Origin of the sequence: Legionella drancourtii LLAP12, from assembly GCF_000162755.2 — a bacterium.
In the GTDB taxonomy this organism is placed as follows: Bacteria; Pseudomonadota; Gammaproteobacteria; order Legionellales; family Legionellaceae; genus Legionella; species Legionella drancourtii.
The window spans coordinates 1-23,309 of the sequence record NZ_JH413830.1; the positions used below are offsets into that span (position 1 = coordinate 1).

A 23,309-nucleotide genomic window follows, 5' to 3' on the forward strand; every position below is an offset into this window, starting at 1 on the left:
GATGTGATAGCATATTGATGTGCCAGGGAAGTCAAGAAGGTTCCCTTAACCTTGGTTTTTTCTATTTAGGGTTGATCATGATATAAAGTTATTAACTCTTTACTCGAGGTGCATCCCAGTAATTCCATTGTTTTAGCAAGATAATCTTCTACTGTTCTATACGAAATATTCATTGTGCGTGCAATTTCTTTTGCGGCTTTTCCTTGAGCCAGTAATTTAAGACAGGCAGCTTGTTGATGGGTTAGCTGTACTGGAAAATGCTCGATTTTATGAAAAATGGTTAAATCTTTTTTATTTAAATTTATTGGGTTAATAGCAGACTCCCTGTCTTTAACGTCTAATACTGTGTTCAGAATACGGAGCACATGCTTGTCAAGGGCATTGTCGTCACTATTAATAGTTATACTGGCCACTTGGTCATACAAGCCATCGCGTTCCTGATGTAGTCTTTCTAGAAATGACTGGAGTTCAGTATTCAGTAAGAGTGGGGCCGCTTGACGAGCATTGCGCTCGATCTGGACTGGTGTACTCACTTTCAAATTCACAACACATTCTTCTGATAGTAATTGGCAATTTTTTTCGCTGCAAACAATACTGGCATCAGTAGCTACAACAATGTGTTCTTGATTCATTAGAGCAGCTAATAGTTCAGATTGGCAAACATAGAAGCTATTTTCACCTTGTTTTCCTAAAATTTCAGTTAAGGTGCGCCCTATACGAAACTCTAGTCCTAAATCAGCATCGATGAACTGCCAACTCAGTTTTTCTGCCACAGTTTTTGCGACTAAAGCTTTACCCGCACCTGGATGACCTATAATGAAAATACGTTTATATTGACTCATGATGTTTACCCCTGAACTTGTTTAGGATTTTAGATATCATTTAGAAAATGATATCACCATTAAGATCATAAATAATACAGTATTTCTACGGTAAGCCTTTACATAAGAGGGCCGGTCTTCTATTTTGCATGTCATAATGCATCCTATGAAAATAGAGTTAAAGCTCTGCTCATAACAATATAGTCTTTAATGATGCATTCTCTTAAGCGTTGGGTTGTCCATATACGAAATTGTGTATTACGGATACTATTCACTCGATAAGCAATAATGGCATCTAGTTTATCATATTCAATAACTCGTTGCCTCAATGAAGCACGTTAGGAAGCTGCCTAAAAAAATGCAGTATTTAATATTTTCTTAATGTATTTTGTTTATAATTAATACAACTTAAATGTAAATAGGATCAAACACATGGTTAAAATTTATAATGCCCCAAAACCTGAATATAGCGGTTGGGAATGGTTTAAGTTTAGTGCTGTTCGGATTGTTTTTCCTCCTGTTTTATTGTGGGATTTAATAAAACTCGGAGCGAATAAATTGCTTGGTGAATGGGTTGGTGGTTTGGTTCTACCGGCACAAAATGATAATTTTGATTATTTAGCAGTTACTGATGATGCGGTGAGTAATTATAATGGAGATGAGCTAACTTGTGAAAAACATGAGGTAATTACTCATGATAAAGTACATTTAGATACATTTGAAGTACAGCATGAGTCACAAATAAAGATTGAGCCTAAATATCAAAAATATATCATTAATTTGGTAGGGAATGGTATGTGCTATGAGGGTATCATCGCTGATATGATGAATGACGCAATGCTTCTCCAGGCAAATGTCGTTGGTTTTAACTTTCGTGGTGTTGGGCAAAGTACGAGCAGAGCTAAATCAAGAAATGATTTAGTTGCCGATGGCATTGCCCAAGTACAACGATTATTAGCTCAAGGTGTTTCGCCACAAAATATTACATTGAAAGGCCATTCTCTTGGTGCAGGCGTAGCTTCTTTGGTTGCACAGCATTTTCATCAACTAGGACAACCTATTAATTTATTTAACAGTCGTTCTTTCTCTACTATTACTAACTTCTTAGTAGGACATATACGTCTAGAGCGCGATAAAGATGGTCTGGCAATAGGTCATAAAGACAGCATAGGTGGAATAATACTTGGTTGGTTAGCTAAACCTTTTGTTAAATTAGGTGTTGCATTAGTTAAGTGGGAAATTAATGCGGGTAGTGCCTTTAAGAATCTTCCTGCAGCATATAAAGACTACATCGTAGTGAGATCAAGAAAAGAGATAAGAGGTGAGCGTATCGATGATGCTGTGATTCCACATTATGCATCTATTCATAAAGAACTTACTTCAGAACGACGCGCGAAAAAGGCAGAGATTGATGAAGAAATTGAAAATCTAGATGATATTATTCAGAAAGCAGATCCTCACGTGAAAAGCGAACTAGCTAAAGCAAGAGCGTCTTTAGTTCAAGCTAGGGAAACAATCAAAAGTGATAGGAAAATGGAGACTGGTACGCAATATATTAATGGCCATAATGAGGACTGGTGTTCATTGCATAATCGATCAGGCAAGAGTGCATCTGCTTTCTTTTGCGATTTTGTTCAAAGAACAGAAGCGGATCATGCTGTAAAAAGTGCGCCAGCAATAAATTAAATAAGAAGCTTTCATTTAATTATCCCCGTTGCATAGGCGGGGATTTATTTTATTTCCGAATAAGTTTCTATCGGACATAGAATTTCCCGTCTTTCTTTTTTTTATGCCTTGATGGCTTATTGAGTAGCTATGCATTGAAAAAATGCCAATTTTAAGAGTAGAGTGCTAGTGATTGGACATTAAAATCTTTTCGTCCTGACCAATAAAATTTTACCCATAGCATGCGTTCTTTTCATAGCCGATATATTAATCAGATTAGAGATTATGTATGCAATTTAGTGTACAGAATTATTTCTAATAAAAAATCAAAGACATTCTTGTAATAAACACAAAAATTGATAAAAAAAAGATATTTATTGATCTCCTAGGACAAAAAGAGATAGGATGAGTTGTTTTTTATACTTAAAGATCAATTGCTGTACCTAAGATATTGATAATATTGGATATTTTTTAACAAGCACGAAAACGGAGGCGTTAGGGCAGTACCAATTCAAAGGTTGTAACTATGTTTGAAGTAAATAATAATAATTTAAAAAAAGTAGCCGATATTTTAAGTGTCGACTTGTCCATCCCTCAATATAAAGTTAATGTTTGCCAGACAGACCGTACTAAAAAAAGTCAATATGATATTTATCCAATAAAGCATATAAACAAGCTGTTTATGGATAGACAGAATAAGACAGTACGTTATTTTGTAGATTCCAATATGCAGCTTTGGGTAGCTCCAGAGGGTGTACCGTCTGAGAAAACGCCAGCGCATTTTCAGATGAGTGGTGTGAGTAAGTCACAAGCGACTTGCGTTGCGGCAGGGAATTTAATATTTTCTGAGGATTTTCAAAGACTAGTAAAGGTTAGCAATAAAAGCGGTGATTTTCAGCCAAACTTTGAGTGTCTGCAATGGATTCTGGCGATACTTGCTACGAATGAGTCCAACCTTCCTTTTGCTCTTTCGGATACATTAATCCTCGAGAAAGCTGTCTTCGAACCAGGTGGTGGAAAAAAATACAAAATTAATACTGTTGATTTACGTCAATGGGTTAAAGATGCCTTTAATGAGCAAATAGAACTAATTAGCTTATTTAAAAATCAACCACGTGATATACGAATAGCTGACTATAGTATTTCACCGAATAATTTTTCCAGCTTGACTAGAAGGTGCGAGGAAAATCAGCGAACTAGAAATTTCTCATCGCAAAGACTCGATTTTGGGCATGAAGATCCGGCTGCTGATAACTGTTTTCTATCTCATCAAGCTTCTTCGGTTGATATTTTTTTTCCCACTACTAAGGCAGCGACTCAAGAACTGCCAAAGAAGTATTCAGTGGCAAGGCGACTCAACTTTTCACGTCTTGATGATGATGCAAGCTTAAGTATGCTATTTTTTTCCCCTAGCGATGCGAAAAAGCGAACGAATTTGGGTGAGAGTTCAATCGTGGATAACCATTTTCAGATTAAAGAGCAATCAGCGAAGAATATCTTTGACAATGACACGAACAACTATGAACAGTCAAAGAAGAACCATGCGGTAAAACGACTTCACAGTTTACGTTCTGATAACGATGCCAGCTCAAGTACGCTATTCTTTCCCCAATGCGATACAACAAAACGCAGGAAGTCTGGTGAGCGTTTAACCGTTGATGACAGTTTGTTTTTATTGCAGACTAAAAATCTGTCGACGAATAGTGTTTTTGACAATAATACGAACGATAGTGTTACAGAAAGCAAATTTGGCGCATTCACAAAGTAATTTTTGACTAGTTTCATTCCCCCTTGCGTGGTATCGGAAGGGGGCTTAAATTATATACTTAGGGTTTTTGCAGCCAATTCATCACCTCTGAAAATAATAAATTCCATTTTTTTAAACGTTTGATTCTTACAATTATAAGTAAAAAACAGGGTATTCCCAAGGAACTCTCTTGGAGTTCTCGGGTAACTCTACCTCACCTTGAACTAAAATTTTTGCATTAGATGCTTGAATATTTATTGCCTTTAGCTTCAAATACATTTGCTAAAGAATTTTATTGAGGTGATGTGTTACTGGAGGAATCACCTGTCTTATGATTTATCATTATTCCTGCGCCAGTAGGGGTAGACTCGAATGGCACTTAAGTTTTGATAATTTCATTTGTTAATTGAACAACTACCTGTTCCATTGCACATTTTACACGTTGAGAAAGATTTGATCCAAATTCAATAGTATCAATTTCTATTCCATACAATATTATGTTATCTGGTAAGGCATTAAGTGCACCGCCCAATTGAAGTGCTTGCGAAACGCCTATATCGTGAGTTGAAAATCTATTTTCTGATGCAAAAATTTCTTTATTTTTAAACCGATGAATTTTGCCTATTTCACTATTTGATTTTACTGCATCAATTATAAAAACCGTACTTGCTTCACGCATCAACTCGATTAAGCGAATCCCTGGGCGATCATGACTTTCTATGAGCACGTGTTGAGGTATATTGGCATACTTTGAGATGTGTTTTTTTAAAGCTTCTGCTACCTTCCATCCGACTTGATCATCTCCAAAGGGCGAGCCAATGCCTAAAACCTTTATAAGATTCATCCTCGGCTCACTTTTAAATTTAAAAAATGAGTTGAACAAGAAATACAGGGATCATAATTACGAATAATCATCTCGCTGTAAGAACGCAAAGCTCCTTCATCTTTATTTAAACCAAACTGCTCTAAAGATATACGTAAATCTTCTTCAATCCGAGCTTGATTTTGGCTGGTAGGTGGAACGATACGAGCTGATGTAACTAGACCCTTATCATCAAATTGAAATTGCTGCCATAACATGCCCCTTGGCGCTTCCGTGCAACCAAAGCCAATCCCTACCTGCGGCTCTACTTCTGGATGAGTGTCTTGGGGAGTTTTATAGTGCTCTAAAATGTGAATGGATTCTAAAACACAGTAATAAATTTCAACTGCCCGCGCGATGATGCTGTGATACATATTTCTGGATGGAAAATTAATTTTTAAATTTTGTAAAAGAAGATGTATTTCTATGGGCAGATGACCAAAACAATTATTGACCCGAGCAAGTGGCCCTACTAAATAAGGCTTATTCTGTAACAAACAGTGCAAAGCATTAGAATAAGGAACTTGACTCTCTTTAAAATAGGTAGCGAATTCCTCAATACTAATATTTAATCCATGATCAGATACCAGCCTGCCTTCGTTGAGTGGATATTCTGTAGGATGATAAAGTGAAACACACGTAAAATCATGGCAATTATCAGGCAATGAAAGCCCTGCAATCCAACGAATTAATGCGTTACAATCGTCAAGTCTGGCTTTTGCTTTAGCCAACATTATATTTATTTCAGAACAATTAGGCGCTTTATAAAAGCCACCGACACAAGCCCCGACGGGATGAACAGAACGGCCACCAAGTAATTTAATTAAGTCATTACCCAAAGCTTGCAAACGCATGCCACGACGTACCTCATCTGGATAAATTTTTGCCATTTCAGGTATGGATTTAAATCCCAAGAAATCGGGTAGGGCTAAAAAATGAATATGCATGCTATGGCTTTCCAACCATTCGCCGCAGTAAAATAAACGGCGCATGGTTCGTACCCAAGGGGTCGGTTGAATACCAAAGCATTGTTCGATTGCCTGGGTAGCACTCATTTGATAGGCAACGGGGCAAATGCCACAGATGCGCGCCACAAAATCTAAAACATCGGTGTAACTTCGTCCTTCCAAAAATTTTTCAAACAACCTTGGCGGTTCATAAATTTTTAATTTTAATGTTTTAATTTTGCAATTACGAATATGAAGTTCAAGAGCTCCTTCACCTTCTACTCGCGTCAAAATGGGAACATTAATTGCGATATTTTTACTCATTGCTGATTTTAATTCCCTTAAAAAAGTTTCCTGCTTTATTAAATGCAGGTGCTTGATTGTTAATATGCAGAAACTTTTGCGCAATGGCTTCTTTTGTTAATCCAAGTTGCTCAAACCAATGTCCCAGAGACTGCGTATTCGGATTTTCTTTGGGGCCATAGCAAGCATAGCATCCTCGTCCCACTGAAGGACAAAGTGAGCCACAACCAGTTTGGGTTACAGGTCCCATGCAGGTTTTATTTTGGGTAACTAATACACAAACATTACCTTTGCGCTTGCATTCCATACATTCAGCGTCTCGCTTGATGCGTGGTGTTGCGTTCGATAATAAAAAACGAATTGCTTCTAGTACTTGATTCCCATTAACCGGACACCCCCATAGTTCCCAATCGACTTTTACATGGTGCGAAATCGCCGTTGAGGTACTTAAGCTCTTAATATATTCTGGTGATGCATAAACACTAGCCATCCAGTCTTTAGAGTCAGTGACATTACGCAAAGCTTGAATACCACCGGCGGTAGCACAAGAACCTATGGTAATAATGTACTTGCTGTTTTCGCGAATTTTTTTGATGCGCAATTCTTCATCTGGGGTTGAAATACTGCCTTCAACGAAGGCTATATCTACCTTCGCTTCAATATCTACCATTCCTGCTTCTGCAAAATGAACCATTTCTACCAGCTCAGATAAGGTAAGCAATGCTTCGCCTGCATTTAAAAATGCCAATTGGCATCCATCACATGAGGTAAATTTATGCACAGCCAAACGTGGCTTCATGATCATTAAAATCCTGGTTCATGGAATAATTCTTTGATATTTGAGTATGCAAAGATAGGGCCATCTTTACATATAAAAAAACCACCATACTGACAATGACCGCATTGTCCAATACCGCATTCCATGTTTCGCTCCATGCTTAGATAGATGTGATGTTCAGGGACTCCTTTTTTGCTGAGCACTTGAACTGCCGTACGCATCATCATTTCCGGACCACACATCATCGCAATCGTATTTTCTGGATTCAGTTTGATTTTAGCAATCATATCTGTCACATACCCAACACTCCATGGCCATTTGGGGCCTGCTTGATCTGCGGCAATATGAATTTCAGTACGCGGTGATTTTTGCCATAGTGCATACTGTTTTTTAAAAATAAAATCATCGCTGTGTTTTACACCTTGCAAGATGCTTAAATTACCGTACTGTTCTCTTCGTGCTAAAATATAATCAATGATTGATACAGAGGGGGCGCAACCTAGTCCGCCAGTGACTACAACAACATCCTTGCCTCTTACTTGGTCGAGCGGCCAGCCGCGTCCATAAGGGCCGCGAACGCCAATTCTATCTCCTACTTGCAGTTTTTGTAATGCTCTGGTCACTCGCCCTATAGCTCTGATGGTATGGGTAAGAATCTGCTTGTTTTCTGGATCAGACACAATGGAAATTGCTACTTCACCAACGCCATAAAGATAGAGTATATTAAATTGGCCTGGATAAAAAATAAATTGTTCGTGATGCTTAGTATCAAAAAAACGCAGATGTAGCGTAAAAATAGTAGACGACTCTTGAATTCGTTCTACAATCTCAGCTTCTAGAGGCAGATAGGGATCGAAGTTTGGCCTAATCACTTTTTACTATCCTTATATTCGTTTCACCTGAAATCGCCGCTAATTCTTCAGTAATGTCAATGCCAACAGGACACCAAGTGGTACAACGTCCACACCCCACACATCCACTTGTATCAAATTGATCAAACCAGCTGCCTACCTTGTGGGTCAACCACTGTCTATATTGTTTACGCGTATCATCACGAACAATAGATCCATTTAAAGCACTGTGTCCTGATGTAAAACAAGAATCCCATTCGCGCTGATGCTCACTACTCGTACCATCTAAACTGGGTTTTTCTACTTCACTATGACAAAAACAAGTAGGGCATACCGAGGTGCAATTGCCACAAGATAAACACCGTTCAGCCACTTCTTCCCAACGAGGGTGATTTAAATTAGAAAATAATAAATCGCGCAAAGCACGCTTATTGTCTAACGGTATCCTTTTGGTTTGCATCGCTCCGGCCTGAGCGACATTTTTTATTGCATCGTCATCTTGAGCAGTTTTAGCCTTAACTAATTTTAAATGAGCAATAATTGCCTGACCTCGCTCACTGCCTATTTTGACCACAAACCCATCCTCAACCTCGGTCATAAGGATATCAAAAGGATTTCTAACTTCAGGGCCTGTTCCTGCAGAAACGCAAAAACAATTTTCAGAGGAATAAGTACAATTTACCGCAACGATAAATAATTGTTCACGACGACTTTTATAACGTGGGTCAGGGTAGTCACCTTCAACAAAAACCTTATCTTGGATACTCATCGCCGCTAAATCACATGAACGTGCTCCAATAATTGCGACGGGTATTTCACGAGGCTGATGTGGTTGAAATATTAATTTCCCATCGTTGTTGCGAACCACTTTCCATACAGTTTCTACCGCTTTAAATAAAATGGGTTTTATTGCTTGAGGACCATTTGCAAAAGCAAATGCTTTTTGTTCAGGAATGTTCTCTAGGCGATAGCCACCTGGCGTTTGGTGGTCACGAATGCCCCAGGGTAATTGATTCGCATGATTAAGCACATCATAAACTATTGCTCCATCACGCACTTGCGGGCCGACACAAGAAAACCCTGCATGTTGCAACGCATCAAGCAGCGCTTGTAATTGTACATGAGGTAAAAAGTAGCTTATTTTATTATCCGTCATCATGCTTCCTTTTAACAAATTCTTGGCAATTGCTCTCCTGCCAACCAGTCAATGATCCTCATTCCACCTAATTTTGTTTTCAGTTGAACAAAGTGACGAGGATCTTCTACTACTTCGCCAATAACTTTTGCATGCAATCCTAGAGGATGTGCATGCATAGCCGTTAACAATTCATCCGTGTCATTGGGCGAGCAAATCGCAATTAATTTTCCTTCATTAGCAACATATAAAGCATCAAGTCCTAATAATTCACAAGCACTGGCAACTTCAGTACGAATTGGAATTTCATTTTCATCAATTATCAAGCCAACGTTTGATTGCCGCGCTAATTCATTTAATGTCGTTGCAAGACCTCCGCGAGTGGGATCGCGCAAACAGTGGATATCTGCTCCTGAAGCGATTATGCAAGATACCAAATCATGTAGTGAAGCAGTATCGGAGCGGATGCTTGTTTGAAATTGCAAATTATTGCGATGAGCCATAATTGCAACACCATGATCACCGATGTATCCACTCACAATCACCCGATCACCTGGTTTTGCTCTATGACCTGAAATATGAATTCCCTCGGGTACTATCCCAATACCTGTGGTTGTAATGAATACACCGTCACCTTTTCCACGCTCAACTACTTTGGTATCACCGGTGATAATTGCCACATTGGCTTGCTTTGCGGCATGAGCCATTGATTGCACAATTTTTTGCAAATCCGCAAGTGGGAAACCTTCTTCTAAAATAAAGCTGGCCGATAAGTACAATGGCTTTGCCCCAGACATGGCGATGTCATTAATCGTTCCATGCACAGACAAAGAACCAATATCACCACCTGGAAAAAACAAAGGTGAAACAACATGGGCATCGGTAGCCATGACCATTTGACCGGATGATACTGAAAAACAGGCTTGATCGTTTTTTTGCGCTAACCATTCATTATCAAATTCTGCCAAAAATAGCTGATCAATTAATTGCGCCATCATCCGCCCACCGCTACCATGGGTTAAATTAATGACTCCCTCTTTAAAGTTCAGTTTTGGCCCTTTGGATTTTTTACTTATTATGGCTTGTGTCATCATGAATTTACCCGTCCGTAAGCATACACTGCAGCACATGCGCCCTCAGATGAAACCATACACGATCCTAAAGGATTTTCTGGAACACATACTTTAGAAAATAATTTACATTCCATTGGTTTTTTTACACCGCGAAGTACTGCCCCACAAAGACATTGTTTGTGTTCTTCTGCCACAAAGTCAGGTAATTCAAAACGTTGTTCTGCATCAAACGCAGAATACGCTGCCTTTATTTTTAATGCACTGTTAGGAATGGAACCTAAGCCACGCCATTCAAACTGGTCCCGTAACTCCAAAACTTCGGCCATAATTTGTTGCGACATCACATTTCCTAAGCGATTTACGGCGCGTGTATATTGAATTTCCACTTCACATCGACCTTCATTGATTTGTTGAATTAACAGCAAAATGGAATGTAATACATCCAAAGGTTCAAAGCCTGAAATCACAATAGGTTTTTGATATTTAGTACACACGGTTTCATAGGGTTGACTCCCAATCACAATGCTGACATGGGCGGGTCCGACAAATCCGTCTAACTTGACTTCATTAGATTGTAGTAAGCTGTCCATAGCAACAGGGGTTAAAACATGATTACAGAACACACTAAAGTTATTGAGTTTTAATTTTTTAGCTTGTTTGATTACAAAAGCTGTTGGTGGCGTAGTTGTTTCAAAACCAATTGCAAAAAAAACCACTTCTTTTTGTGGGTTTTCTTGAGCAATTTTTAAAGTATCATCCGCCGAATAAATCATCCGAACATCAGCACCCAATGCTTTCGCGTGCAATAGACTTTTTTGCCCTGTGCCCGGTACCCGCAACATGTCAGCATAACTACAAAGAATAACATTCGGGAACGATGCCAGGGTAATGGCTTTATCTGTTCTTGCCATAGGTAACACACAAACAGGACATCCAGGTCCATGAATCATTTCTACATTGTTTGGGAGTAAACTTGGAATTCCATAGCGGTGGATGGCGTGGGTATGTCCGCCGCAAAATTCCATAAACTGATAATGTTGATTCTGATTTACTTGGGCTGCAATTTCCTGAGCAAGTACTTTTGCAAAAGCACCGTTGCGAAATTCTTCGATATATTTCATGGAGAAACATCCTTTAACATTTGTGCAAATAGACTTAAGGTCTTTTTAGCCTCTTGTTCATCTAATCGTGTTAAAGCATACCCCACGTGAATAATGACGTAATCGCCTTCAGCGATCTCATCTAATAATGCAATTGATATTTCTTTAGTAATGCCACCTAAATTAATTATTGCTCTATCATTGTCAAGAATTTGGGTAATTTGCGCGGGTAAAGCTAGACACATAAACTATCCTTGTATTATTCCAGCAATCCATGCCTGTCCCAGGGAAATGCCACCATCATTAGGCGGGAGATCTCGTGGTAAAAAGGATTTGATACCGGATTCACATAATGCCTTAGTTAATCCTTCTGCCAATATTTGATTTAAAAAGCAACCACCACTTAATACTACCATATCAATTCTTCTTACTCGACACATTCCCTTAATCCATGTTGAGAGACCGGCAATGAGTGTTCCATGAAAAAGATTGGCTCCTGCAATGGGGCAAGCTATATCTAATAACAACTCTAAGGTTGGCAACATATCAAAATTATTATCTTTTATCCGCCATCCATTTGGAGCAATGTGCAACTGCGTAACCAAGCTTTCTAATCGCATCGCTGCTTGCCCTTCATATTGCGACATCAGCTGAACCCCTAGTAAAGCACTCGCAGCATCAAATAAACGACCGCAACTACTGGTGAGAGGACTGTTTATTTTTTTATCCAACAGCTGGTGTATGGCCTTTGCTTGAGTACAGCCTGAAAATCGTTTACTGATTTCCTTGCCTCTGCCTAAACGGTGTAAAACACTTGCTGCCATCCTCCATGGTTCGCGTGCTGCAATTTCTCCTCCAGGCTGTGGAAGAGGATAAAAAGATCCAAGCCGTTCACAAGAGGCCTGTTCTAATAACATAAGTTCGCCACCCCAAGCCTCTCCATTTAAACCGTATCCATACCCATCAAGAGCTAAACCTAAAACACGCTGTTGAATACCGTGCTCAGCAGCGACTGCGGCCAAATGCGCATGATGATGTTGAATCGCAAATGCAGGTACACCATAATGTTGGGCAAATCGAGTGGTGTAAAAATCCGGATGCATGTCATGGGCGATTCGTTCTGGTTTTACATCCAAAAAATTTAATAAATGAGTTAAAGACTCATGAAAAAAATCAATGGTCGCTTTATTATTTAAACTACCGATATGTTGTGAAACAAACGCTTCATTACCGCGGGTAATAGAAAATGTATTTTTAAGATGTCCACCAACGGCTAGGGTTGGTGGAATAGTATAAGGCAGTTGAATTGGTGTAGGTACAAATCCACGAGAACGGCGAATAAGCATAGGTTTATTATTGATAAGACGCGCGACAGAATCATCTTCACGGGTGATAATTCGACGATTATAGGAAACAATTTTATCTGCTTGAGTTTTAATCTCAATTTTAGCTCTATGATCTTCAATAACGATCGGTTCCCCAGCCGAATTAGCGCTGGTAACGACTAAAATCATTGATTGCAATTCATCCAACCAACCACAGCCATCTACGTTTTCAGCAAAGGCATTAAAAAGTAAGTAATGTAATGGAGTATAAGGAAGCATTACTCCAAGATGGCTTAAACCAGGCGCTATTTTATCAATACTACGAGAAACCCCATTCTTTTTTTGGAGCAATACGATAGGGCGTGCAGGCCTCTCTAATAAAATTTGAGCTTGTTCACTGATTGCAACAATTTGTTCTGCACTTTTGCTATTAGCCACCATCAATGCTAATGGTTTTGTTGCACGATTTTTTCTTTCTCGAAGTTTTAATAGCGTAATCTCATTTCGCGCGTCACAAATAAGTTGATATCCACCCAATCCTTTTAACGCGATGATTTCGCCTTGCAAAATGCGCTGAGCAATGTTTTCAACAGGTAATGAAAGTTGGGGACCACAATTTGCACAAGCCGTAGGTTGAGCGTGGTAACGGCGATTGTCAGGATTTGTATAATCTGCGTTACAATCCTGGCAAAGAGGGAAAAGGCCCATTGATGTTTGACAACGATCATAAGGAAGCGTTTGCGTGATTGAAAATCTGGGGCCACAGTGAGTACAATTTAAAAAGGGATAGCGATAATAGCGACTTTGAGGATCAAATAGTTCCTGTAAACATTCAGAGCAAATACAGGTATCAGGCGAAATAATGGTGTTCGCTTTACCTTTCGCGCTTTCAATAATTTCAAAAAAAACTTCATTTATTTTTAAGGGAATAGTCTTTAGTTGAATCGTACTTATTTTGGCAAGTGGCGGTAAATTTTCTTTTAAATGGGGTATAAATTCACAAGCCAAGGTTCCTTGAACTTCAATTAAAACACCCGAAGCATTATTTTGTACCCATCCAGTTAAGCGAAGCTGATTTGCAACTCGATAAACACAAGGCCTAAAACCAACTCCCTGGACTTGACCCTGAATAATAAGCTGTAATCGTTCTAATTTCATTTAATGATTTCCAATGAAATAATACACTCACTTGGAGCTCCCTTACATCAGTTGTTGTTTCAACCAGTTATACCAATCATTCAAACCATCATGATTAACCGTTGAAAGAGTCAAAATTTCAATATTGGGTTTAATCCGACGCGCATACTCCATACACTGACTGAGATCAAAATCAACATAAGGAAGTAAATCCATTTTGGTGACTAGCATTAAATCAGCGCAGCGAAACATATCAGGATATTTAAGCGGTTTGTTATCACCTTCAGTAACTGAAAGGATGACCACTTTAAATTGTTCGCCTAAATCAAATAATGCAGGGCAAACAAGATTACCTACATTTTCAATAAATAATATTGATTTTTCTCTTAAAGAGAGGTCTTCTAATGCATGACCAACCATATGTGCGTCTAAATGACAGATTTTTCCAGTATTTATTTGGACGGCATGACCACCACTTGATTTAATTAACTCCGCATCGTAATTTGTTTGCTGATCACCGACAACAACCGCTATATCCAGCTCGTTTTTTAAATCTAAAATTGTTTTTGCCAGAAGGGTGGTTTTACCCGAACCCGGGCTTGACATGATATTTAATGCCAAAATATTCTTATTAGATAAATAGCTTTTATTATGAAGAGCAAATTGCTGATTCTTCGCTAAAATATTTTGTTCAACATGAATCAAGTGTTCATCATGCGAGTGCTGTTCGTGTTCGTGCTCATGATGTCCTAACTCATTAATATCTTCAGAACAGCCACATATTCCACACATTATTCTACCACCATTGATTTAACCCGTAATTCCTCACCCTGAGTGACCTTTAATGAATGACTACCACATGAATGACACTCATCATAATACTGTCGCAAAGGAACCTTTTGTTGGCAAGACTCACATTGTGCTTCTCCAGGGATATCAATGATGTGAAGCTCTGCATTCTCAGCCACCGTTCCCTCGGCAATCACATTAAAACTAAAAATTAAAGAATCTTTTTCAACTGCGGACAGTTGGCCAATCTCTAAAACTATTTTTTTTACGCGTGTACAATTTATTGCAATTGCATTTTGTTTAATAATTTCAAGAATACTCTTACACAACCATAATTCATGCATAATTAAACATTTTTAAACAATTAATAACACCAAGTATTAGACTAAATGACGCAATCATTAGGCCTGCTATTCGTGAGAATAAAAAAGATACACCATTTGCGCGTTGAATCAAAGATGAAATAAATAGCCCATTTAATCCATCCGTCACCATCATTCCTAACATAAAAACAGTGCCCAATAATACTGAGAATAAACATCCTGCTAAGGCAGTAGCTGCAAGTGAAAATAAAATAACCTGGCTAACTGTATCAAAGGAAAAAGCAAAGAGTATGCCAATCAATATTATAAAAATAGGATTAAAATTTTTATGGATTAATTTTTTTGATAAGTAATTTTTTAAACTGGTGGGTACGGTTGATTTGGCTGGATGCTGAAAAATACTCCAAAGATTCAATAATCCAAATATGAACAGAAAAGCAATAGAAATACTATTCCCAACCCCATTTAACCATTCTGGAACAGCTAATGGCTGCAGCCCGCTACCTATGATTAAACTAATTAAAATTACTACCAAACCATGACCAAGAGAAAATAAGAACCCTATAATTTTGGCTAAGTAGCGATTATCACTAACAGTTCTTGTTATGGAATCAATAGTTGCTAGATGATCTAAATCAAAGCCATGACGAATGCCTAACAGAAACGCCATAACAATCAAAAACCATCCAGAATCTTCCATATGCTATTACCCTTTAGCGCAATTTGCTCTTCATTTTGAATAACCAGGTAAATCAATTTTAATTTTTGTTCCCCATGTTAATCTTAATGCATTAATGATCGCAACAATATCAATTATTTCCTGAAGAATTGCCCCGCTAACTGGATTAATAAATCCTGCTGCGGCAAATCCCATACCGATAAGACTAAACATCATACCCCCAAGAGCACTTTGTAACACAATTCTACGTGTATTTAAGCTAAGATGTATTAATTCATCAACTTTGCTGAGTGTGTTTTCCATGATAACAGCACCGGCTGCTTCAGCTGTTATATTACTAAATTGTCCAAAAGCAATGCCTACTGTTGCTGCAGTCAATGCCGGAGCATCGTTAATACCATCGCCCATAAAGACCGTTGGCTCTTTCTTTGTTTCACGACGAACAATTGTTAGTTTTTGTTCAGGACTTTGTGATGCATAAATTTCTGTCAAGTTTAATAAAGTACCCATATACGTAACTTCAGATTCTCTATCTCCTGAAACCAACATAATTTTATTAAATTGATGATACGGTGCCAGATGATTGATAAATGATTTACTTTCTATTCGCGGTGCATCATGAAAATGGAATGACGCGGCATATTCGTTATCCAACAAAATGATACATTCCAAACCCGGTGATACCGGTGGAAGTAAAGAAGCATATTGAGGCATCGTCTCTAATAATTTTTTCCGATTGGTAATGTAAATTGTGTGTTTATTTATGGTGCCATGTAAGCCCTGACCTGGTTTTTCAGATACATTAGCGGCTTCAAGAAACTTTATATTACGCTCTTTAGCAGCGTTTAAAACAGCACTTGAAAGAGGATGTTTGGAATAACGCTCTACACTGGCAACATATTGTAAAATTTGTTTGGTCTCATAATTTGAGTTTGTAATAATCTCTGTTAATGCGGGTTTACCGTATGTAAGTGTTCCGGTTTTATCAAAAATGGCGGTTTTACAGGTAGGTAATTTCTCCAGAACAGTTGGATCTTTAATAATGATTGCTTGTTTTGCTGCTCTAGAAATGGCGCTGATTAAAGCAATTGGAATCGCTATTAATAAAGGGCAGGGTGTCGCAATAACCAGCACAGAAAGAAAGCGGATAGCATCTCCGGTGAAATACCAAGCAGCGAATGCAAGTACAAGTGCAATTGGTGCGAAAATTGCACCAATTTGGTCGCCTAAACGTCGTATTGACGGACGCTTTTGTTCTGCCTCTTCTAATACTTTTACTATTGCAGAATAACGAGAATCAGCAGCCAGTTTATCTGTTTTTACAATTAATACTGATTCTGCATTAATAGCACCTGATAAGACAGACGTCCCTGGTGTTTTAGATATTTGATAAGGTTCACCGGTTAGATAGGATTCATCCATAGAGCCATGCCCTGCAATTACCGTGCCATCTACGGGACAGATCTCATGTGGATAAATGACTAGTTCATCACCAAGATGGATATTTTTTATTTCAATATCTTCAATAAGTTCATTTATTTTTCGATGTACTATAGAGGGCATACGTCCTGCAAGGGCTAGCAAAACGGAGGATGCTTTACGTTTTGCATAAGATTCTAATGTTTGACCACTGGCAAGCATTAGAATGATTAATGTAGCAGCCAAGTATTGATGCAATAAGATACCGGTTAGTAATGCAATGGCTGCTAATAAATCCGCGCCTAAATTGCCTTTAAAAAACTTAAATATTATGAGTAAAAACAGGGGTATCCCGCCAATTATTAGAGGAAATAATAATGGAATAACCGGAAATGATATATTAAAAAGAAGCATGAAAATGTGTATGCCAATTGCAATTAACGATAATATTGCAATATATAATTGCCATCTGGATTTTTGCGAAATAAAAGTTAGTCCCATAAAATATAAATTCCATCCATATTTATCATTAGATCCGACATACGTGTATTCAGCTTTTATCGTTTGCGCAAAAATTTCATAAGCTTCTAAAATATTCCGCCAATAAAATGCTACGAGCCAACGTATTTTATTATTATTGAGCGCCTCCCGTTTGGTTGGTTTGCAGAGTAGGGGCTTCTACAGGCACATTAGATACAGAAGGATGGGATAAATAAAAATAATAAATTAAGACAACGGCTAAAATGACAATGACAAATATTGAAATAATTCCTACATATTCATTTTCACGGTCTTTTTTATTCATAATGCTCTCCTGAACATTTCACTATCATTAAATTATAGTATGGAATAATCATGGAATTGATCTTTAATATTAAAGATCAATATAGTAATTGCGAACAACACCTCTTATACCCCAGTGCCTTTAAGTTAAGGAAATCTGTCATTCCCACGCAACAATGCCACGCGGGGACGACAGGCTCTGAGAAATTTGAAGCCTAAAATCCTTAACTTAATGGCAGAGCCCTTATACCCATCGCCACATTAATCTCTTTTTAATCATTTCTACCAAAAAAAGGTAGGCAAGTGTCGCGGTGATAAGAAAAAGAAAATACGTTGCTGGCAATGGGATAAATCCCAAAAACTTGGCGATAGGTGTAAAAGGTAAAAGAACACCTATAGCAACGCAAAAGAGTACTGTTGATATCAAGGGTAGGCTCGGTTTGCTTTGCCAAGGATTTTTAACCGTACGAATAACAAAAACCACCAGAGTTTGTGTTGCTAATGATTCTACAAACCAACCGGTTTGAAATAATGCTTCTGTTGCTGCAAAAATTTTTAGCATTATGAAAAAAGTTATGAAATCAAAAATCGAACTAATGGGGCCAATGTAAAACATAAACTTACGAATAATATCAATGTCCCAGTGTTTGGGTTTATGTATAAAGCTACGATCAACATTATCCGTTGGAATCGTTATTTGCGAAATATCATAAAGAAGATTATTTAAAAGAATTTGGGATGGTAACATCGGTAAAAATGGTAAAAAAAGAATGGCCAGAGCCATACTTAACATATTACCAAAATTAGAACTGGTGCCCATCATCAGGTATTTCATCACGTTTCCAAACGATTTACGTCCTTCAATGATCCCATTTAGCAATACCTTTAAATGATGTTTCAATAAGATGATATCTGCTGCTTCTCGAGCCACGTCCACAGCACCTGCAACAGAAATCCCCACATCCGCAATATGTAAGGAGGGAACATCATTAATCCCGTCGCCAATATACCCTACAACATGGCCGCGAGAGCGTAAAGCGCTAATAATACACTGTTTTTGCATGGGCGATATGCGTGCAAACACATCTACTCGCTCGGCAATTGCCCCTAATGCAGCATCACTAATATGCTCCAATTCATCACCGAGCAACATCTCGCAGGGATCAATTTTTACCCCTTTGCAAACATGACGTGTGACCAACTCGTTGTCGCCTGTTAAAATTTTTATCTTTACCCCCTCCCGATGCAATTCTTTGATAACCGCCGGAATGTCTTGAAGTGGTGGATCAAAAAAGGCAAGAAATCCAGATAAAACCAGGTCTTTTTCATCTTGTGCATGATAAGAGGGTTGAGTTGCTATTTTTCGATAAGCTACAGCTAATACCCGATAGCCTTGTTCACTCAATGATAAAAATGTGGATGCAAACATTTGACGATGCACATCATCTAATACCTGGTTTTCTTCTTCGCTATGATAATGAGTACAATCTTTTACTACATACTCTGGTGCCCCTTTAGTAATGAGCAGATGCGCGCCATTTTTATCAATTACGACACTGGACCGGCGTCGCTCAAAATCAAATGGAATTTCATCGACTTTGTTGTATGATTGTATATCAGGAGGAGCATGTTTTAAGATTGCAGCATCAAGGGGATTAATATTGGCTTTTTTTAATACTGCAATGTTAAAAGGGCTAGGAATTCCTGTGCCAAATAAGCTATTTAAATAGGCCAGCAACATCACATGCTCAGAATCTTTTCCAAAAGGATCAAGGTGTTGCTCCAAAATCATTTCTCCACTGGTTAAGGTACCAGTCTTATCACTGCAAAGAATGTCAATGCTGCCAAAATTCTGGATTGCTGATAAATTTTTAACAATCACTTTTTTCTTTGCCATATGGAGTGCACCGGCCGCGAGTGTTACCGTAGTAATCATAGGTAATAATTCAGGTGTAAGCCCCACTGCTAATGCAACAGAAAATAATAATGATTCGAGCAAAGAGCGTTTAAGATAAATATTGACTGAGAAGACAAATATCACAAGTAAAAATACTACTTTCATGATGAACATACCAAAACGAGTAATCCCTTTTTCAAATTCAGTATGTGGTGCCGTTTTTGCAAGCGCTTGAACTATATGACCAAATTGAGTGTTTTTTCCGGTATTTATTACTAGTGCCATTGCTGTGCCATTAACCACTGAGGAACCTGAAAAAACGGCATTACTTGCTTCAGATGGGTCTTTAGGTATGGCACTTTGTACCGCAGCTTCTTTTTCTACGGGTAGTGATTCACCAGTAAGAGCAGCTTGTTGAATATGTACGTCTCTAGCTTTTAATAATAAAGAATCTGCTGGTATTATATCACCAGCTATGAGTTGAATAATATCTCCTGGAACCAGTTCTCGACAAAGGATTTCTTGCCACTGACTATCGCGTAAAACATTTGCTTTAGTAGCAATGTGGCTCTGAAGTTTGTTTATGGCAAGCAGTGAGCGATGACTCTGAAAATAATCCAAGCCAATACTTAGAACAACCATCGTAATAATGATACTTGCACTGGCAATATTCCCAGTAAATGCCGAAACCAAAGCAGCAATTAATAAGATGGCAACTAATGGGTTAATCGAATGAGAGATAGCTTCAAAAATAAGCAAACGATAGGGTTTGTGGATGAATTCATTCATTCCATATATAGCCTGCCTCTTTTGTGCTTCAATATTAGTAAGCCCTTGAAGCGAACTATCTATTTGGGTTAGCGCTTGTTGAGGGCTAAGAGTGACTAAAGTTGATAAATCCCTATTCATTATATTCATCCTAAGCACAGATATGCTATTTTTTGTATAAGCTATATTAGCCTCTCAATTTACATTTCTCATGGCCAGGGTCTTTTGCCCATGAAGTTAAAAATAAGTCTATTTTGCCTTAACATTGATTAATTTATTTCTTCAATATTATTGGTGTCTTTGAAATGATGAAAGGCGGCTTTCCCCCTTTACAAAAAAGAGTTTGAATTTCATTACAAAATCATAGGCCATTAGTAATGCCGCTATGGCAAATACAACATCTCCGGGTATACGCAACCACTGCCATAATAGCGTCGTATTATAAAACTCAAGACTACGCGCAAAGGTTAGTCCATGCTCATATACTGCTTGTAATTGTGGCCAGCCAATGGGGAAGAAATTCAATAAAATCCACAAAATTACCCCTAGGTTATATAACCAGAATGCCCATGTACCCAATCGATCGCTCCACTCGATTTTATCCCCTGCGGCATAACGCAGGCAAAAATAAATCATTCCTAATGCCAGTAATCCAAATGCGCCAAATAAAGCGGTATGTGCGTGATTCAATGTTAAAAAAGTTCCGTGTTCATAATAATTCACTAAGGGAGCATTTAACGTACCGCCACCAAATACACCGGCGCCAATGAAATTCCAAAAAGCGGCACCTAAGATATACAGATAAGCCAAGTGTTGTTTAAAATCCTTATTTTGTTTAATTTTCTGTTGTTCCTGGATTGCATTGATGATTAGAAGAGCCAGTGGTAGTACTTCAATAAATGAGAACATTGAACCAAGTGGAACCCACATATCAGGTCCTCCTGTCCAATACCAATGATGTCCCGTACCGATGACACCACCTAAAAAAATGAGAATCGCTTCAAAAAAAACGGTTCTTTCTGCCAAAGGTCTTGATACTAGTCCAACGCCCATTAATAGATAGGCTGTGGCACAAGCTGCAAAAAACTCAAAGGATTGTTCAACCCAAAGATGGACTACCCACCACCGCCAGAAATCAGTAATCGTGAATGATTTTTCAATTCCGGTTAACGGGATCATTCCAAAACAATACAGAACGGCAATGTTAACAGTGCTGGCCCAAAACAAATGTTCGAGTTTAATTTTTCCTGTCCAAAACTCAAAAGTTGCTGTTTTTAGACCATCCCAAGTAGGCCACATGCCTCGGAAAACAATAAAACTCCACAAAAAAAGACCTGCACAAAATCCTATCTGCCAAAGTCTTCCAAGCTGGAGATATGACAATCCTTGGTTTCCAAGCCAAAACCATGCTGTATCAATAACTCCCATGATGCCAAGGTAATCACCAATTATGGCGCCAGCTACAATAAACAGGGTTACCCAAAACAATAAATCAACGAAAAATCCCTGTCCATTAGCTTCTTTGCCGCTAATAATAGGGGCTAGGAAAACCGCAGAACTAATCCAGGAAAGTGCTATCCAAACTATTGGTGTTTGTGTATGAACGTCGCGTAAGAAATTAAAAGGAAGGAATGAGTTGATATTAATTCCATAAAATCCAGTTCGCTCTGTATAATAATGTGCGAGTAAGACACCTACTGCAATTTGAACTAATAAGACCATTGCAACAATTAAAAAATATTTACCTACTTTTTTCTGGCTGGTTGTTAAGTCCTTAAATGTTAACAAAACGGGGCTCTTAGGTTCAGCATCTGGTCCATTTAGATAGCGATGATAAATATAGAGAATCACACCAAAACCAAAAAAAACAAAACAAAAGGATACCCATGTCCAATAAAAAGTTGCTGGAGTGGGGACATTACCCATGGTTGGTTCATATGGCCAGTTATTCGTGTAGGAAAAATCCTTACCTGGTCGATGTGCAATAGTGGTTAATGAGGAATAAATCAGGAAATCAGCGACCTGAATAGCACTTTTTTGGTTTAAGCTGTATGCTTTTGTCCAGCCTTTTATTGGATCGTGATTAAGAACCATCGTTGCTATTTCTTCCTGAAGCTGGGTTATCGCTGTTGCAATTACTTCAGGGATTATTGAAGTCTCATGACTGAGATCAACATGTTGCAGTGCCTCCTGCATTTCTTTTCGGGCGACGTATTGATCGCCTTCTGCTAAGTTGGCAAAAGATTGCTTAAATTTTAGATTTGCAATATTTTCTTCGGTTTTACGACCTAATTCTACAAGATATTGGGCCGTATAGTCCTCTCCAAAATACGATCCCATTCCATAGATACTGCCATAATCCATGAGATCCGCACGTTGAAACCCAGCTTTTCCTGCAACAATATCGTCTTCAGTCATGAGAATTGTTCCAGAAGCCGAGACGAATTGATGTGGCAAGGGGGGGGCTAGTTGATAGGTTTTAACCGTTCCCCAAATTATGACGATGAAACAGAGTATTGCTGTGATTAATAGAACCCATTTCAGAACATTTGAAACAGGATCAACTTGCATAGTAAGCTTACTATCCATGTATTGCTCTTTATCGTTTATCATTAAGTTCCATCCTTAGTAACTATCTTATTTTTGCATGATTTGCGAATTATTTCTATTTTATAGCAAAGTAACCAGGGTCTGTTGACCTTTCTACTATCATGGCCAAGATGTGTCGATTTTTTGTGCTCCGATGCACACCTACTTGATGTATGCTCTGATTCAGTGCTCAAAAATCAATCCATTTTGGCTCAATCTGGCGAACAGCTCCTAATTGTGTACCCAATTAAAAATATTGAAACAGTTATGTTTAAAACTGAGCCTAAAGGATCTCTTTAATAAAATCATACCATACCA

The 23,309-nt window shown here is 38.3% G+C and carries 20 protein-coding genes; 2 read left to right on the plus strand and 18 right to left on the minus strand.

Features of this window, described 5'->3' with window-relative positions; translation table 11 throughout:
• Positions 1-65 precede the first annotated feature (65 nt).
• Both LDG_RS10965 and rhuM read right to left on the minus strand, forming a co-directional pair.
• Entirely contained in the window at positions 66-842 is a 777-nt protein-coding gene (locus LDG_RS10965; RefSeq protein ID WP_006871428.1) for a shikimate kinase, read from the minus strand.
• A 143-nt stretch (positions 843-985) separates the two neighbouring features.
• Entirely contained in the window at positions 986-1,150 is a 165-nt protein-coding gene (gene rhuM / locus LDG_RS20730) for a RhuM family protein (protein WP_006871429.1), read from the minus strand.
• A 103-nt stretch (positions 1,151-1,253) separates the two neighbouring features.
• On the opposite strand from rhuM, the gene LDG_RS10970 reads away from it, so the two are divergent.
• Both LDG_RS10970 and LDG_RS10975 read left to right on the plus strand, forming a co-directional pair.
• A complete protein-coding gene (locus LDG_RS10970) occupies positions 1,254-2,507 on the plus strand; it encodes an alpha/beta fold hydrolase (RefSeq protein ID WP_006871430.1) in 1,254 nt (417 codons plus the stop codon).
• A gap of 505 nt (positions 2,508-3,012) precedes the next feature.
• Positions 3,013-4,254: a hypothetical protein gene (locus LDG_RS10975; protein ID WP_006871431.1), complete on the plus strand. Its 1,242-nt coding sequence runs from the start codon at positions 3,013-3,015 to the stop codon at positions 4,252-4,254.
• Between the two features lie 358 nt (positions 4,255-4,612).
• On the opposite strand, the gene LDG_RS10980 is transcribed toward LDG_RS10975, so the two are convergent.
• From LDG_RS10980 to LDG_RS11050, 16 genes are all read right to left on the minus strand, one after another.
• The gene (locus LDG_RS10980) at positions 4,613-5,077 is read right to left on the minus strand and encodes a hydrogenase maturation protease (RefSeq protein WP_006871433.1); all 465 of its coding nucleotides are present in this window, start codon (positions 5,075-5,077) and stop codon (positions 4,613-4,615) included.
• Positions 5,074-6,366, minus strand: coding sequence for a Ni/Fe hydrogenase subunit alpha (locus tag LDG_RS10985; protein ID WP_006871434.1), 1,293 nt, complete (start codon positions 6,364-6,366; stop codon positions 5,074-5,076). The genes LDG_RS10980 and LDG_RS10985 overlap by 4 nt, the downstream gene beginning before the upstream one ends.
• A complete protein-coding gene (locus tag LDG_RS10990) occupies positions 6,359-7,144 on the minus strand; it encodes an NADH-quinone oxidoreductase subunit B family protein (protein WP_006871435.1) in 786 nt (261 codons plus the stop codon). The genes LDG_RS10985 and LDG_RS10990 overlap by 8 nt, the downstream gene beginning before the upstream one ends.
• Positions 7,145-7,149: 5 nt before the next feature.
• Positions 7,150-7,995 carry an FAD/NAD(P)-binding protein gene (locus tag LDG_RS10995; protein ID WP_006871436.1) on the minus strand — a complete coding sequence of 282 codons (846 nt, stop codon included), beginning with the start codon at positions 7,993-7,995 and terminating at the stop codon, positions 7,150-7,152.
• Positions 7,988-9,130: a 4Fe-4S dicluster domain-containing protein gene (locus LDG_RS11000; protein WP_006871437.1), complete on the minus strand. Its 1,143-nt coding sequence runs from the start codon at positions 9,128-9,130 to the stop codon at positions 7,988-7,990. The genes LDG_RS10995 and LDG_RS11000 overlap by 8 nt, the downstream gene beginning before the upstream one ends.
• Before the next feature lie 11 nt (positions 9,131-9,141).
• Positions 9,142-10,203, minus strand: coding sequence for a hydrogenase expression/formation protein HypE (gene hypE / locus LDG_RS11005; RefSeq protein ID WP_006871438.1), 1,062 nt, complete (start codon positions 10,201-10,203; stop codon positions 9,142-9,144).
• Positions 10,200-11,303, minus strand: a complete 1,104-nt coding sequence (hypD, locus tag LDG_RS11010) for a hydrogenase formation protein HypD (protein WP_006871439.1) — start codon at positions 11,301-11,303, stop codon at positions 10,200-10,202. The genes hypE and hypD overlap by 4 nt, the downstream gene beginning before the upstream one ends.
• Positions 11,300-11,527 (minus strand): HypC/HybG/HupF family hydrogenase formation chaperone, encoded by a 228-nt coding sequence (locus LDG_RS11015; RefSeq protein WP_006871440.1) that lies wholly within the window; start codon positions 11,525-11,527, stop codon positions 11,300-11,302. The genes hypD and LDG_RS11015 overlap by 4 nt, the downstream gene beginning before the upstream one ends.
• A 3-nt stretch (positions 11,528-11,530) precedes the next feature.
• Positions 11,531-13,765 (minus strand): carbamoyltransferase HypF, encoded by a 2,235-nt coding sequence (gene hypF / locus LDG_RS11020; protein ID WP_006871441.1) that lies wholly within the window; start codon positions 13,763-13,765, stop codon positions 11,531-11,533.
• A 42-nt stretch (positions 13,766-13,807) separates the two neighbouring features.
• Positions 13,808-14,536 (minus strand): hydrogenase nickel incorporation protein HypB, encoded by a 729-nt coding sequence (gene hypB / locus LDG_RS11025; protein ID WP_006871442.1) that lies wholly within the window; start codon positions 14,534-14,536, stop codon positions 13,808-13,810.
• Complete coding sequence (gene hypA, locus LDG_RS11030; RefSeq protein ID WP_006871443.1) at positions 14,536-14,877, minus strand: hydrogenase maturation nickel metallochaperone HypA; 342 nt, start codon at positions 14,875-14,877, stop codon at positions 14,536-14,538. Before hypA ends, hypB begins: the two co-directional genes overlap by 1 nt.
• Positions 14,870-15,556, minus strand: a complete 687-nt coding sequence (locus LDG_RS11035) for a HoxN/HupN/NixA family nickel/cobalt transporter (RefSeq protein ID WP_006871444.1) — start codon at positions 15,554-15,556, stop codon at positions 14,870-14,872. Before LDG_RS11035 ends, hypA begins: the two co-directional genes overlap by 8 nt.
• Before the next feature lie 30 nt (positions 15,557-15,586).
• Positions 15,587-17,455 (minus strand): heavy metal translocating P-type ATPase, encoded by a 1,869-nt coding sequence (locus LDG_RS11040; protein WP_040535512.1) that lies wholly within the window; start codon positions 17,453-17,455, stop codon positions 15,587-15,589.
• Between the two features lie 133 nt (positions 17,456-17,588).
• On the minus strand, positions 17,589-17,759 hold the full coding sequence (locus tag LDG_RS19890; protein WP_006871446.1) for a hypothetical protein: 171 nt from the start codon (positions 17,757-17,759) through the stop codon (positions 17,589-17,591).
• Positions 17,760-17,981: 222 nt separating this feature from the next.
• Positions 17,982-20,543, minus strand: coding sequence for a magnesium-translocating P-type ATPase (mgtA, locus tag LDG_RS11045; protein ID WP_006871448.1), 2,562 nt, complete (start codon positions 20,541-20,543; stop codon positions 17,982-17,984).
• A gap of 147 nt (positions 20,544-20,690) precedes the next feature.
• Positions 20,691-23,015, minus strand: a complete 2,325-nt coding sequence (locus LDG_RS11050) for a nitric-oxide reductase large subunit (RefSeq protein WP_006871449.1) — start codon at positions 23,013-23,015, stop codon at positions 20,691-20,693.
• Positions 23,016-23,309 lie beyond the last annotated feature (294 nt).